This window comes from Ciceribacter sp. RN22 (assembly GCF_024054295.1).
Lineage (GTDB): Bacteria > Pseudomonadota > Alphaproteobacteria > Rhizobiales > Rhizobiaceae > Allorhizobium > Allorhizobium lividum.
In genome coordinates this window covers 625,397-638,788 of the sequence record NZ_JAMXLD010000001.1, presented here as the reverse complement: position 1 = coordinate 638,788, position 13,392 = coordinate 625,397, and the positions used below count along the sequence as shown (strand labels likewise).

General features: G+C 64.8%; 12 protein-coding genes. 4 read left to right on the top strand and 8 right to left on the bottom strand.

Annotation, left to right across the window (positions count from 1 at the left end):
• Positions 1 to 140 precede the first annotated feature (140 nt).
• The gene (locus NHF53_RS03145) at positions 141 to 2,057 is read left to right on the top strand and encodes a bifunctional diguanylate cyclase/phosphodiesterase (protein WP_252834895.1); all 1,917 of its coding nucleotides are present in this window, start codon (positions 141 to 143) and stop codon (positions 2,055 to 2,057) included.
• Positions 2,058 to 2,085: 28 nt separating this feature from the next.
• On the opposite strand, the gene NHF53_RS03140 is transcribed toward NHF53_RS03145, so the two are convergent.
• Together NHF53_RS03140 and NHF53_RS03135 are read right to left on the bottom strand one after the other, a co-directional pair.
• Entirely contained in the window at positions 2,086 to 2,916 is an 831-nt protein-coding gene (locus NHF53_RS03140; protein ID WP_252833065.1) for a p-hydroxycinnamoyl CoA hydratase/lyase, read from the bottom strand.
• A gap of 62 nt (positions 2,917 to 2,978) precedes the next feature.
• The gene (locus tag NHF53_RS03135) at positions 2,979 to 4,526 is read right to left on the bottom strand and encodes an AMP-binding protein (RefSeq protein ID WP_374591145.1); all 1,548 of its coding nucleotides are present in this window, start codon (positions 4,524 to 4,526) and stop codon (positions 2,979 to 2,981) included.
• 131 nt (positions 4,527 to 4,657) lie between these two features.
• Here NHF53_RS03135 and NHF53_RS03130 point away from each other — a divergent pair, with 131 nt between their 5' ends.
• On the top strand, positions 4,658 to 5,164 hold the full coding sequence (locus NHF53_RS03130; protein WP_252833063.1) for a MarR family winged helix-turn-helix transcriptional regulator: 507 nt from the start codon (positions 4,658 to 4,660) through the stop codon (positions 5,162 to 5,164).
• 213 nt (positions 5,165 to 5,377) lie between these two features.
• Entirely contained in the window at positions 5,378 to 5,827 is a 450-nt protein-coding gene (locus NHF53_RS03125; RefSeq protein ID WP_114363927.1) for an Rrf2 family transcriptional regulator, read from the top strand.
• 30 nt (positions 5,828 to 5,857) lie between these two features.
• On the opposite strand, the gene NHF53_RS03120 is transcribed toward NHF53_RS03125, so the two are convergent.
• Positions 5,858 to 6,841, bottom strand: a complete 984-nt coding sequence (locus tag NHF53_RS03120) for an acyl-CoA dehydrogenase family protein (protein WP_252833062.1) — start codon at positions 6,839 to 6,841, stop codon at positions 5,858 to 5,860.
• Between the two features lie 305 nt (positions 6,842 to 7,146).
• Complete coding sequence (locus tag NHF53_RS03115; RefSeq protein ID WP_252833061.1) at positions 7,147 to 7,713, bottom strand: flavin reductase family protein; 567 nt, start codon at positions 7,711 to 7,713, stop codon at positions 7,147 to 7,149.
• 144 nt (positions 7,714 to 7,857) lie between these two features.
• On the opposite strand from NHF53_RS03115, the gene NHF53_RS03110 reads away from it, so the two are divergent.
• Positions 7,858 to 9,312, top strand: a complete 1,455-nt coding sequence (locus NHF53_RS03110) for an FAD/NAD(P)-binding protein (RefSeq protein ID WP_252833060.1) — start codon at positions 7,858 to 7,860, stop codon at positions 9,310 to 9,312.
• Between the two features lie 49 nt (positions 9,313 to 9,361).
• On the opposite strand, the gene NHF53_RS03105 is transcribed toward NHF53_RS03110, so the two are convergent.
• From NHF53_RS03105 to NHF53_RS03090, 4 genes are all read right to left on the bottom strand, one after another.
• The gene (locus tag NHF53_RS03105) at positions 9,362 to 10,189 is read right to left on the bottom strand and encodes an ABC transporter ATP-binding protein (RefSeq protein ID WP_252833059.1); all 828 of its coding nucleotides are present in this window, start codon (positions 10,187 to 10,189) and stop codon (positions 9,362 to 9,364) included.
• A gap of 10 nt (positions 10,190 to 10,199) precedes the next feature.
• Entirely contained in the window at positions 10,200 to 11,036 is an 837-nt protein-coding gene (locus NHF53_RS03100) for an ABC transporter permease subunit (protein WP_252833058.1), read from the bottom strand.
• Positions 11,037 to 11,101: 65 nt separating this feature from the next.
• Positions 11,102 to 12,271, bottom strand: coding sequence for an FMNH2-dependent alkanesulfonate monooxygenase (ssuD, locus tag NHF53_RS03095; protein ID WP_252833057.1), 1,170 nt, complete (start codon positions 12,269 to 12,271; stop codon positions 11,102 to 11,104).
• 27 nt (positions 12,272 to 12,298) lie between these two features.
• On the bottom strand, positions 12,299 to 13,261 hold the full coding sequence (locus tag NHF53_RS03090) for an aliphatic sulfonate ABC transporter substrate-binding protein (protein ID WP_252833056.1): 963 nt from the start codon (positions 13,259 to 13,261) through the stop codon (positions 12,299 to 12,301).
• Positions 13,262 to 13,392 lie beyond the last annotated feature (131 nt).

Genomic DNA, 13,392 nt, shown 5'->3' with positions numbered 1-13,392 from the left:
TCTTAGCGTCCATCGCCGACAATGCAGAACGTTTCTTTACGCGATCTGTCTGAATGAGCTTATTCGAACGCTTTGCCGAACACGAACCCGACGGACCGGACCACCCTTTGAAATCGGCCGTGTCGCACGTCATCGCCTTCATGTCGGTGCCCTCCGACAATCCGTCGCTGCTCAGGGAGCAGTACCGCGCCTTCGCCCGGCAGCTGCCGATGATGTATTTCATCCTGATGACGAGCACCTGGGCTGTCGCCGCGACGCACATGGCCACCGCACCGCTCTGGCTGACGACCGCCCTTCCCGCGCTCTTCACCGTGGTAAGCCTCGCCCGTATCCGGCACTGGTGGTCATCACGCAGTATCGAACCGACACCGGAAGCAGCGCTCCACGCGCTCCGGCGTACCAACCGGCTGGCCTTCGTCATCGCGGCCGTCTTCACCGGCTGGTCCTACATGCTCTTTCCCTATGGCGACGCCTATGCGCAGTCGCACCTCGCCTTCTACATGTCGATCACGGTGATCAGCTGCATCTTCTGCCTGATGTTCCTGCGGTCGGCCGCGGTGACCGTGACGGCGATCGTCAACGGCACCTTCATCCCCTTCTATGCCCTGACCGGCCAGCCGACCTTCGTCGCGATCGCCGTCAACATCGCCCTCGTCAGCGTCGGCATGCTGGTGATCCTGATGGTCAATTACCGCAACTTCGCCGAAATGGTGAACGCGCAGGTCCGCACCGAGGCGCTGAGCAACGAGAACCTGCGGCTTGCCAATCTCGACAGCCTGACCGGCCTGCCGAACCGCCGCGCCTTCTTCTCGCACCTGCAGGGCGTCTTCGCGGAGGCCCGGAAAGACGGAACACGGCTCGCGGTCGGCATCCTCGATCTCGACGGTTTCAAGCCGGTCAACGATGTCTACGGCCATTCGGCCGGCGACAAGCTTCTCGTGCAGGTGGGCGTGCGCCTCTCCGACCTCAATGCCGGCTCCGGCACGCATTTCTTTCGCCTCGGCGGCGACGAATTCGCCTTCGTGACGACGGACGCGACGGAAGGCAGCGCCGTCATGGCACTGGGCAAGGACATCTGTCACACGTTGCAGAAGCCCATCGTTCTGCCCGCCGCCACCGTGCAGATCTCCGCCTCGGTCGGCGTCGCCATTCACCCGGACGCGGCGACCTCGCCGGAAACCCTGTTCGACCATGCCGACTACGCGCTCTACCACGGAAAGCGGACCCGTCGCGGCACCTGCACCCTGTTCTCGAACGCGCTCGACGCGCAGATCCGTCGCGAAGCGTTGATCGAACAGGTTTTGAGGCAGGCGGACCTGGAACAGGAACTGACCGTGGTCTTCCAGCCGATCGTCGACAGATCGAGCGGAAGAACCATGGGCTTCGAGGCGCTCGCGCGCTGGGAGAGCCCCGTTCTCGGGTGCGTACCACCCGGTCAGTTCGTTCCCATTGCCGAGCGGGCCGGTTTCGTCGGAAGTCTCACCCGCATCCTGTTGCGGAAGGCGGTGGCCACGGCGGAAACCTGGCCCGCCGGGACCCGGCTGTCGTTCAACCTCTCGGCACACGACCTGAACACCGAGGAAAGCGTGCTCGCGATCGCCGCGATCCTCGGCAACAGCGCCTTCGGCAGCCACCGCATCGATTTCGAGATCACCGAGACGGCCTTCGCCCATGATTTCGAGCAGGTGCGGAAGTCGGTCGAAGCACTGCGCGTGATGGGCTGCGGAATCTCGCTCGACGATTTCGGCACCGGCTATTCGAGCCTGACCCGGCTTCACGCGCTGCCGCTGACCAAGATCAAGATCGACCGCAGCTTCGTCAAAGACCTCCACAAGAACCCGGCAAGCTACAAGATCGTGAAGTCGCTGCTCGCGCTCAGCCGCGACATGCACCTCGACTGCGTGATCGAAGGAGTGGAAACGCAGGAGGAGATGGATGCCTTGGCAGCGCTCGGGGCCGTGCTGATCCAGGGCTATTTCTATTCGCCACCGGTCTCGGGACACGAACTCGACAGCTATCTCGATGCCGCCGGAACCGTCGCCCCGCAGGCGGGGTGACGGTTGGCGAAGGGCGAGCCCCGTCCGGCTAGCGCTTGTAGGCGCCGAGGCCCGGCCGGTAGGTCTTGTCGTCGAGGAACTGCTTAAGGCCCTCGTCGCGGCCACGCGTCTTGTCCAGGTAGAGCATCTGTTCGAGCTTGGCGTAGATGTAGTCGTCGGCAAGATCCCAGGGCATGTTGCGGACCCGCTTGAAGGTGTCCTTCGCTGCCTTCAGGGTGACCGGGTTCTTTTCGAGCAGGCTCGCGCAGATCTGCCGGACACGTGTTTCGAGTTCCGTGAGCGGCACGGACTCGTTGACGAGGCCCATTTCTCGGGCCTTCTCGCCGCCGAAGGTCTCGCCGGTCATGATGTAGTAGAGCGAGTCGCGGTGGTTCATCACCTCGGCGACGGCGCGGGTGACGTTGCCGCCGGGCAAAATGCCCCAGTTGATTTCCGAAAGCCCAAAGGTCGCCTCGTTCGCCGCAATCGCAAGGTCGCAGGCGACGAGCGGGGTGAACGCCCCGCCGAAGCACCAGCCGTTGACCATGGCGATGGTCGGCTTTTCGAAGAACATCAGGCGGTTCCACCAGCCGCCCGACTGGCGTCGGCTCTTCAGCGTCACGTGACGCCCCTTGCCGTCGTTGTCGCGGAAGTATTCCTTGAGATCCATGCCCGCCGACCAGGAGGAGCCGGCGCCCCGAAGGACCAGCACGCCGCAACGCTCGTCCCCTTCGAGATCGTCGAGAACTTCCATCATCCGGCGGTTGAGCGCCGGGTTCATGGCATTTCGCTTTTCCGGCCGGTTGAGGGTCACGAAGGCGATACCGCCGTCGAAGTCGACGACGACGGGGTCGGCCTTGCTCTTGTCGGTTTCTGTCATGGTCTCTGTCCTTTCATCTGGATCGACGCGGGGTCGAACGTCGCCACCGCAAATGCTTGAGTTCACGAGGGAAGGTGATGGGTGCGCAGGATGTGCTTCTGCGCCTTTCCGGATGCAGTGCGCGGGATCGCCTCGAGGAAGACGACGCGGGCCGGCCGCTTGTAGGCGGCAAGCCGCTCGGCGCAATGGAGGAGGATCTCCTCATCCGTCGCATCCGCGACGGCAGCCACGACGAAGGCGATGCCACATTCTCCCCACTTCGGATCCGGAGCCCCGACGACCGCGACATCCAGAACCTTCGGATGGGCGCCGATCACTGCTTCCACTTCGGCAGGGAAGACGTTTTCGCCGCCACTGATATACATGTCCTTCAGCCGGTCTGGCACGTAGATGACCCCGCCCGGTCCCCGCCGGCCGAGATCGCCGCTGCGATACCAGCCGTCGACGAAGGCGCGCGCGGTCTCCTCCGGCTTGTTCCAGTAGCCGGGGGTCACGGAGGGGCCGCTGAGCCAGATTTCTCCGACTTCGCCGTCGGCGACGTCCTGGCCGTCCTCGCCGACGAGGCGGATGGCGAGCATCGGCGCCGGAAACCCTACGCTGCCGGGGAAGGTCGCCACCATGTCGCGATCGAGCGGCATGTGGATCGCGGTCCCCGCCTCGCTCATGCCGTAACCGTTGACGAGCGGGATGCCGTCCTCGAGGAAGGTCTCGATCAGCGCCGGAGAGAGCGGTGCCCCGCCGATGAAGATCGCCTGGAGGGCCTTCAGCGCGGCGGCGTTCCAGTTCGGCGAGGCACGCAGCGCCGCCGCCATCTGCGGCACGGCGAAGTAGTGGCTCACGCAAAGGGAAGGATCGCCGAGCGTTGCAAGCGTCCGTTCGGGCAGGAACCGGTCGGAGATCACCAGCCGCCCGCCCATCATCAGCGTCGTGCGGGCGATCGCGACGAGACCGATCGTATGGAAGAGCGGCAGGTCGAGAAGCGCGACCGAGCGTGCCGTCACTTCCCCGACCAGTGCGAAATTGAGCGCCGCGGCGAAGGCGTTGCGGCGCGTCACGACGACGCCCTTCGGCGCCCCGGTCGTGCCGGAAGTGTAGAGCATGATGCAGGGCCCGTCGGCGACGGGCGCTTCCGGCTCGGTGCGCGGGTTCTCGGCGATGAGTGCAAGCAAGCCGTCCTCGCCGTCGACGGGCAGCAGCGGCGGAAGCGGATCGGCGATCTCGCCGATCGTATGGGCAAACTCCGCCGCGTGGACGATGAGGGAAGGTCGGCAGTCCTCGACGATCTGCCCGATCTCGACGGGGCCGAGCCGCCAGTTGAGAGGAACGAAGACGTAACCGGCACGCTGGCAGGCGAGGCAGATTGCGACCTGAATGATCGAATTGCGCCCGAGATATGCGATGCGAGGATGAGGCTCCGGCGCCGCAACCTTCAGCAGCAGGACCGCGGCGATCCGCGCGATCAGGTCATCGAGCTCCGCATAGGTCAGCGAACGACCGGTCTCCACCTCGTAGACTGCTGGCCGAGCCGGCCCCACAAGGGCACGGTAGCCGACCGGATCGCCGAGCGCGAAAGCGGTATCCATCGACGCGCCGACGAATGCGTGTTGCAGCATGTTCTCCTCCCGGGTCCGCACTCCCATACGAGCCAAAATAGTATGTAGTACATATTATATAAACCGGTCGCCGACACAAGTGGAAAATGATAGGAGTGCCGCGATCGTAGACTTTGCGGGAGACCGGTGTGGCAGACGAGGGAAATCTGGAGGCGGAAAAGGACCTTACGTCCGACATCGGCAACGCTTCGGCCGGGCCGTCACTGGACATGGGCTGCCTGACGCGGGTCCTCGGCTTCCACCTCAGGATGGCGAATGTCGCGATCTTCCAGGACTATCAGCAGACAATGGCCGGTCTTTCGCTGACGCCTAAACAGTTCACCGTGCTGGAACTCGTCGGACGCAATCCCGGTGTCGTGCAGATCGATATCGCCGAGCTTCTCAGCATGGACAAGGCGACGACGATGGCGCTCGTGGACCGGCTGGAGGCGCGCAGCCTTCTCGAACGACGCCCCTCCCGGACCGACCGGCGCCGCAAGGAACTCTTCCTCACCGAGGAAGGCAAAAAGGTGCTGCAGGAAGCGCGCGAACTCATCGCCTTGCACGAGAAGCGCTTCACCTCCCGTTTTTCCGAGGCGGAACTCAAATCCTTCGTCGAGCAGTTGCGGCGGATCTACGGGCCCTTGCCGGGCTGACGTGGCGGACCACGCCCTCGACACCCGGATGCGCATCGAAAGAGCGTCTTGCGGAGGAGCAAGCTGCATGTTTTCCGCGCCGATTGCGGCAAGAGCCGCCGGCGAATGCCGCAATCGGTCATTGCACAGGAATTCCTTAAAAACTATATGCATAGTATAGTTCTTCGATGGCGAGCTCCGTTTGTCGCCACCTCTCAGGATGGAATCTCTGGAATGCTGACCAAGAAGGGCAAATATGGGCTGAAGGCGCTCGTCGATCTCGCGCGTCTCGGCCCCGGTGAGACCGCATTCGTCACCGAGGTGGCGGCCCGCAACAACATTCCGAAAAAATTCCTCGACACCATCCTGCTCGAATTGCGCAACAACGGCATGCTGCGTTCGAAGAAGGGGCCGAACGGCGGCTACGCCCTCTCGAAGCCGGCCTCGGAGATCCGCATCGGCGCGGTGATCCGCGCCCTCGACGGCCCGCTTGCCCCGATCCGTTGCGCCAGCCGCACGGCCTTCGAGGCCTGCGACGACTGCGACGACCCGGTAAGCTGTCAGGTACGCATCTCGATGACGGAAGTTCGCGACGCGATTGCGGCGATCCTCGACAACATGACCCTTGCCGAATTCGTCGCCAAGGGCGAGGACCTGCTCGCCGACGCGCCGGCGCTCAGCTGATCCAAGGCTTCTGGGCGGCGTCCTGCGATGTCAGCGTCCGCCAAACAGCACCGAATTCCCCACAGCGCGCAGCGCCGCACGGTCCTCCCCCGAGGGACAGGGCAGACCTGTCTCGCGGATGACGACGTCGAGTATGGTCGAGACGCGGCACGCCTCCTCGATCGCCTGCGTCGTCGGGCTCACCTGTGCGCGATCGAACAGCGCGCCGCAGCGATGCGCAATGCCCCGCAGGGTCTCGATGCGCACCGCCAGTAGGCCAGCGCGTTCGGCCCGGTCGACCACATCATCCGCGCCTTGATCCGGCGAGATCAGGGCCGAGAGTTCGCTCTCGCATCGGCCGAGCACCGTCGCCGCGGTCAGCAGGCGCGAAAGCGCCGTCGAGAGCAAAAGCGCGTCCTGCTGGAGCGCCAACATCGCATCGACATGCGGCGCTGATGTCTTTCCGATAAAAGCCCCGAGAGGCGAGCGTTCGACATCCTCCCGAACAGTGCCGGTTCGCGCGAGCATCATTGCGACGGGACTGTCCTGAAGGCTCTGCAGGCAGATGATCCGCCAGTCGGGCGGCAGCGCGGCCGCCTCCTCCGCCTTTCCGATTTCGACGGTCACGTCGGTCAGCTGGACTTGCAGGTCGGTCGGCAGTCTTGCGAGCGCAAAACGCTGGCCCTGGCGGGCACGATCAAAGACAGACCGCCGCTGATCTTCCGTACCGCCGCCGCGCAGCAATTCAAGCGCGGCAAAATGGGCGGTGAGGGCTGTCGCCGCCTCGGCGGATGCCCGGGCGAAGGCAGAAACGATCTCCGCCAGGACGACATTGGAGACGTCGATACCGCCCAGTTCCGCGGGCACCGAAATCGCCAGCAAGCCTGAACGCGCAAGCCACTCGCCGACGGTATCCGGGGAGGCGACGGCAAAGATCTCGGTCGCCTTGGCGGCGACGGAAAGCGCCTCCTCTTCAGAGGTGATACGGGCCGGAAGTCCGCGCCCGTGTACTTCGAGATGCGTGATGGTTGCCATGGCTTCCGCTCCCAGCGTTCCCAAGGGATATCATGCATATCGGTTCGAGCGGAGGACAACGCCGACTGGACGACTCCGGAACCCGACCTTCGGCACCAAAGCCATGCAAGGCCAACATTTCGGCTGCAAGACCTGGCGTCCAAGGACGTTCGTGGCGGCCGCGAACGATGCATTCGGGATACCCACAGGCATGGAACCATCCTCCTGTTCGCTCTCGTCAGAGACCAGCGAGTGTCACAGCGAATGAAGCGACCGTCAAGGATTTCCACTAAATCTGTGCATTTAAAGGACTTTGCGCCGCCTGTTCAACCGTTGAAGACGCTGCTCTCGGGGATCGGGACATAACGACCGGCGCAATATCCGAGCGACTGACCGCCGCGGCTGCGGATCGCGGCCACTTTCCCGATGACCAGTACGTGACCATGGCGCGGCAAAACCTCTTCGACGACACAGTCGACCGCGGCAATCGCGTCGTCGAGAACCGGCGCACCACTCGCAAGTCGCGTCCATTCCGCTCCGCGGTAGCGCTCCGGACCCTTCAGCCCCCCGCGACCGGCGAACTGGTTGGCCAGAGCCTGATGGTGCGGACCGACGAGGTTCACGCAGAAATGGCCGTAGCGCTCGACCACCGGCCAGGTCGAAGACGTGTGATTGAGGGAGACGAGCATTCGCGGCGGGTCGACGGAGAGACCCGTCGCGGAGGTTACGGTGGCGCCGGTACGGTCGTCACCCTCGCCTGCGGTGATGATCGTCACCCCACCCGCCAGCAGACGCAGAGCCGATCTGAGACCCTCTGCATCGGGCGGGCTGTCCAGCAGCGGAGGCGTCACCTCGAGGACACCGAATGCCGGGGATGACAGTTCCTTGCTCATGCTTCGATCCTTTCACATACGGATTTCAAAAGCTTGGGGTCATTCTTGGCGAAACCGGGCCGGAACTGTAGACATCGCTTTCTATTTTACATATAATTTATAGAAAATATCGTTAGCCAACGCGAGAATCGGAAGGAGAAGGTGATGCTGCAGCTTTCCTCTGCGATCGGAGCGCGGACCGCGCCCGTCTTTCATCGCTGCCGCGTGGTGGTGATCGGCGGCGGCTTTTCCGGCGCCTCGGTTGCCCGGCAGCTCGCCCTCTGCGACGGCGTCGAGAAGGACGGCGTCGTGATCTTCGAACCGCGCAAGCGGATCGGCGCCGGACTTGCCTACGACACGACGGACCCGTCGCTCCGGCTCAACGTTGCAGCCCACAGGATGCGTGCGCTCCCCGGTCGGCCGGAGGCCTTCGCAGAGTGGCACGCAAGAACCGGCCGCCTTGCGGCCGATCCCCGGGCGGTCGCCGGCGAACACGTCTTCGCACGTCGTGGCGACTTCGGCGAGTTCATGGCCACGCAGATGGCGCCACTCATCGAACAGGAGAGGATCGTCCACCGCCGCGAGCAGGTGGTGCACGTGACGCGGCGGGCCGACCTCTGGCTCGTCACCGGCGAGGCCGGCTCCTCCGCCGTTGCCGACGAGCTGATCATTGCGACAGGTCAGCCCGGACCGCAAGCGCCCAAGGCCATCGCATCCGCGCTCAATGGTCATCCCCGCCTGGTGGCAGACGGCCTCAAAGGCGAATGGCTATCCCACGTGCGCACAAATGATCGTGTGCTCGTCTTCGGCGCCGGCCTGACCGCAGCGGACGTCGTCGGACAACTTGCGGGCCGCGGCCACGCAGGCGTCGTCACCCTGCTCTCTCGGTCGGGCCTGCTGCCGCAAGTGCAGTCCGTCTCGGCCGTCGAACCCTTCGGCGATTTCTCAGCGTTCTCCCCACGGAGCGGACGGCAACTGCTGCAGCGTGTGCGCGCAACCGTCGCCGAGGCCGAGAGCCAGGGGCTTTCCTGGCAGAGCGTGTTCGATGCTCTCCGCCAGCAGGGGCAAACAATCTGGGCCGGCCTTCCGCTCGAAGAGCAGGCGCGTCTGTTGCGCCACCTGAAGCGCCAGTTCGAGACCCGCCGCTACCGGCTGCCACCCCAGAACGCCAGGATCATGCACGACCGTTTCGAGGCCGGACTGCTCCGCCACCGGGCCGGCCGCATCTGTCGGATCGAGCGTAGCCGCCACGAGATCTCGGTCGACGTGATCAAGAAACCCGCGGGCACGGTCGAGCGACTGGTCACCGACTGGGCCGTGGTCGCAACCGGTCCGGATTTCGGTTCGGTCGTCACCTCGCAGCCGTGGCTTGCAGAACTCGAACGCCTGGGGTTTGTGGCGGCCGACTCCCTCGGCCTCGGGGTCGCCTGCGATCGGACAAGCAGGGCGATCGGTCGCAACGGCTATCCTGTCGACAGCCTGTTCATCGCCGGGCCGCTCGCCCGCGGCACCTTCGGTGAACTGACCGGCGTGCCCGAAATCGCCACGCAAGCCGACCAGATCGCCCACACGATCATCGCCCGCCGGGCCTCGGCTCGCACGACCTGCGACCTCGTCTGACGTCAACCCGAACGCAGGGAGATGAACCGATGCCTGCGATGCGAGGCGCTCACGCCTCGCCGAAAATGGCCTCGAGCAGCTGCCGCTCGTAACCGGCAAGCTCCGGATCACCGTGATGGCGGGGATGTTCCGTCTCAATCGCGAGGTCGAGCGACACACGCCCCTGATCGAGAACGATCACCCGGTCGGCCAGGTGGACGGCCTCGCTGACATCGTGAGTGACGAGCACCGCGGTAAAGCCGAGTTCACGACGGACGCGGCTCACCAGCTGCTGCATGGTTATGCGCGTGAGGGCGTCGAGAGCACCGAGCGGTTCGTCCAGCGCCAGCAGTCCCGGACGGCTCACCAGGGCGCGGGCGAGCGCCACGCGCTGGCGCTGTCCTCCCGAGAGAAGGGCCGGCCATTGTTCGGCCTTGTCGGCGAGCTGCACGTCGCGCAGCGCATTCGCCGCCTCGCGACGCGCCTCCGAACTGGGAACGCCGTCTCGCAGCCCGACGGCGACATTGTCGATGACGCTCGCCCAGGGAAGGAGCCGTGGCTCCTGGAACACGATGCGGGTGTTCGCCGCGGCCGCACCGTTTCCGTCGCGGATCGCAATCGCGCCACTGGTCGGCCGGTCCAGGCCCACCAGCAGGCGAAGCAACGTGCTCTTGCCGCAGCCGCTCTTGCCGACGATGGCCAGGAACTGGCCTGCCGGAACCTCGAGGTCGACGCCCCTCAGCACGTGATTGTCGCCAAAACGCTTGTCGACATGCGTGAGCGAGATCGAAACCGGTCCGGAAGGCACCGGAGGAGCGGGAGCGATATCCGTCCCCCGTCCCGCGGCGACATCCCGCCCTGACGGGCCGTGATGAAGGCTTGCTGCATGGCGGATCATGTCGGTATCCTCACTTCTGATAGGCCGGGTTCCATGCCAGCATCCGTCGTTCGAGCGTGCGCGCGATCTGGTCGGCAAGCTTGCCGAGCGCGGCGTAGATCAGCAGGGAAAGGATCACCACGTCGGTCATCATGAACTCCCTCGCCTCGTTCGCCATATGGCCGATACCCGAGGATGCCGCGATCGATTCCGACACGATGAGCGTCAGCCACATGATCCCGAGCGCATAGCGCAATCCGACGAAAATCGAGGGCAGCGCTCCCGGCAGGATGACACGGCGGAACAGCGTCCAGCCGCTCATGCCGTAGATGCGGCCCATCTCCAGAAGGTCACGATCAACGCTGCGCACCCCGTGGAAGGTGTTGAGATAGACGGGAAACAGAACCCCGAGCGAGGTGAGAAAGAGCTTCGATTCCTCACCGATGCCGAACCAGAGGATGACGAGCGGAATCATCGCAAGATGAGGGATGGTACGCAGCATCTGCAGCGTCGTATCCGTCAACTGCTCAGAAAGCCTGGAGACGCCGTTCGCGATGCCGAGGGCGAGCCCGATCGCGCCCCCCACCAGCAGGCCGGCAAGCGCCCGCGCGCCGGAAACCGCGATGTCGTGGACGAGCGCGCCGCTTGCCAGATGGTCTACGAACGCGAACGCGACATCGGTCGGAGCCGGCATCACGCGGGCCGATATCCAGCCGGCCGAGGAGAGGATTTGCCAGACGAGGAGAACGAGGCCGGGAACGGCGAAGGGCAGCAGGCTGCCCGTATCGATCCGCAACCGCGCCCGCCCGGCGCCTGCGAGACGGCTACGTGTGATCACGCTACTCGTCGGAATGTCAAACGCGGTCATATCGCTTTCCTTTCTTCTCGATGCCTTGCCGCGCGGACGAGACCGCGCGGCGTCCTCCTTGGGCCTCAGGAGCCGGAAACGACCCGAAGATTGCCGCCGTGGCCGCCGCCACCGAAGAGTGGCCGGTCGCCGAAGGACGAGCGGATCTGGTTGCGCGGGCTGCCGAGGCCGATTTCCGGGAAAAGCAGCTCGGAGACGCGATAGGCCTCCTCGAGGTGCGGATACCCCGAGGCGACGACGGTATCGATGCCGAGCGCCTGGTATTCCCTGAGGCGGGCGGCCACCGTCTTCGGAGAGCCGACCAGCGCCGTACCCGCACCGGAGCGCACGAGACCGATGCCGGCCCAAAGGTTCGGCGAGACCTCGAGCTTGTCGCGCCGGCCGTTGTGGAGCGCGATCATGCGGGTCTGGCCGACGGAATCGGAGGTTCTGGCGAAGGCCTCCTGTGCGGCAGCGATCGTCTCGTCGGAGAGCCTCGAGATCAGCCGGTCGGCAGCCTCCCATGCCTCCTCGTCGGTTTCCCGGACGATGAAGTGGAGACGGATGCCGAAGCTGACGTCGCGACCTTTTGCGGCCGCGGCCCTGCGGACCGTGGCGATCTTCTCCGCGACCTGTTCGGGCGGCTCTCCCCAGGTGAGATACTTGTCGACGAAACCGGCGGAAAACTGGATCGCCGCATCCGACGAGCCGCCGAAATAGAGCGGCGGGCGCGGCGCCTGCACCGGCGGAAAGCCGAGCCTTGCCCCGATCGCCTTGATGTACTGCCCGTCGAGGTCTGCGCTGCCCGTCTCGATCAGTTCGTTGAAGACCCGGAAGAACTCGTCCGCATGGGCATAGCGCTCGTCATGCGGCAGGAAGATGCCGTCGCCCGCAAGCTCCTGCGGATTGCCGCCGACAACGATGTTGAGCAGCAGTCGCCCGTTCGACACACGGTCGAGAGTCGCGGCGAGACGGGCGTAATAGGCAGGTGAGGCAGTACCGGGGCGGATCGCCACCAGGAATTTCAGCTTCTCAGTGTGCGCAGCCAGATTGGCGGCGAGCACGAAGGACTCCTCGCAGGCGACCCCGGTCGGGATCAGCACGCCCGAATAGCCGAGGCGGTCGGCGGCGGTGGCGATCTCCCGGAAATAGCCGGAATCGGCGGGGCGGCTCAGCGTGTCGGAGCCGATATAGGTGCCGTCGCCCGATGTCGGGATGAACCAGAGGAAATCGAGCGGCTTCTGGGTGTGGGTCATGGCAACATCCTTTCCGTGAACACAATGTCAGCTGGCTTTCGGGCGCCAGACGATGTCGGTGATGGCGAGCTTTTTCGGCAGGATGCCGAGGTCGTGGAATTCGTCGGCGAGCGCCTGCTGATAGGCGACCGCCTCATCCCCGAGCGTCTGGACCTTGCCGAGATCGGCGCCGCGGCGGGTGAGCACGGTACGGGTGACCGGCTCCGGCACGCCGGTGATCTCGGCGATCGCAGGGATGGTCTGGTCGAGGTTCGCCTGAGCCCAGACGCCGGTCCTGGCGAGCTCGTCGAGCACTTCGACGATTACCTCGGACTGATCACGAACGAAGTCGCCGTTGCCGAGAAAGAAAGACCAACTGTCGACGATGCCTTCCGCCGTCGTCAGCACGCGGGTGTCCGGGTCGGCTTCGGCGATCGCGAAATAGGGGTCCCAGATCGACCAGGCGTCGATCCCGCCCGTCTTGAAGGCGGCGGCGGCATCCGGAGGCGTGAGATCCAGAGCCTCGATATCGGCGACCGTCAGTCCCGCCTTGCGCAACGCCTTCACCGTGAAATTATGGGCGCTCGACCCGCGCTTGAAGGCGACCTTCCGGCCCTTCAGGTCCCCGATCGCCTGGATCGGTGACTGCTTGTGAACGAGGATGGCGGAGCCTGCCGCCGTTCCCTTGTAGGTGCCGACATAGACGAGATTGCCGCCGGCGGCCTGGGCGAAAAGCGGCGGGACGTCCCCGGTCGGGACGAAATCGAGCGCGCCGGCGCCCAGCGCTTCGAGAAGCGGCGGACCGGAGGTGAATTCCGACCAGGTCACCGTGACGCCGCGGGGCGCAAGTCGCTTCTCGATGGCCCCCGTGCGCTTGGCGAGCGCCAACACGCCGTTCTTCTGCCAGCCGATGCGAAAATTGCCAGACGCGGCGGCCGTCCGGATATTCGGCATGGCGAGCGCCGCCGCGGAAGCACCGAGAAGTGCGAGGCCTTGTCTTCTTGTAATCATCATGAACCTCCGGGTAGGGCGCAGCTCCCGCGCCGTTCGATGATGTCAGATGATAATATTTTCTATAGTTTCTATAAGGAATAAAGTTGCACCAGGCACAGACAAAGGGGATTATCCATCGCGACCGACGG

What these genes read in the sequence shown, in the direction of transcription:
- NHF53_RS03100 (WP_252833058.1), bottom strand. Translation starts at nt 11,036, where the DNA reads ATGACCGCGTTTGACATTCCGACGAGTAGCGTGATCACACGTAGCCGT.
- NHF53_RS03110 (WP_252833060.1), top strand. Translation starts at nt 7,858, where the DNA reads ATGCTGCAGCTTTCCTCTGCGATCGGAGCGCGGACCGCGCCCGTCTTT.
- NHF53_RS03115 (WP_252833061.1), bottom strand. Translation starts at nt 7,713, where the DNA reads ATGAGCAAGGAACTGTCATCCCCGGCATTCGGTGTCCTCGAGGTGACG.
- NHF53_RS03105 (WP_252833059.1), bottom strand. Translation starts at nt 10,189, where the DNA reads ATGATCCGCCATGCAGCAAGCCTTCATCACGGCCCGTCAGGGCGGGAT.
- NHF53_RS03125 (WP_114363927.1), top strand. Translation starts at nt 5,378, where the DNA reads ATGCTGACCAAGAAGGGCAAATATGGGCTGAAGGCGCTCGTCGATCTC.
- NHF53_RS03145 (WP_252834895.1), top strand. Translation starts at nt 141, where the DNA reads ATGTCGGTGCCCTCCGACAATCCGTCGCTGCTCAGGGAGCAGTACCGC.
- NHF53_RS03090 (WP_252833056.1), bottom strand. Translation starts at nt 13,261, where the DNA reads ATGATTACAAGAAGACAAGGCCTCGCACTTCTCGGTGCTTCCGCGGCG.
- NHF53_RS03140 (WP_252833065.1), bottom strand. Translation starts at nt 2,916, where the DNA reads ATGACAGAAACCGACAAGAGCAAGGCCGACCCCGTCGTCGTCGACTTC.
- ssuD (WP_252833057.1), bottom strand. Translation starts at nt 12,271, where the DNA reads ATGACCCACACCCAGAAGCCGCTCGATTTCCTCTGGTTCATCCCGACA.
- NHF53_RS03120 (WP_252833062.1), bottom strand. Translation starts at nt 6,841, where the DNA reads ATGGCAACCATCACGCATCTCGAAGTACACGGGCGCGGACTTCCGGCC.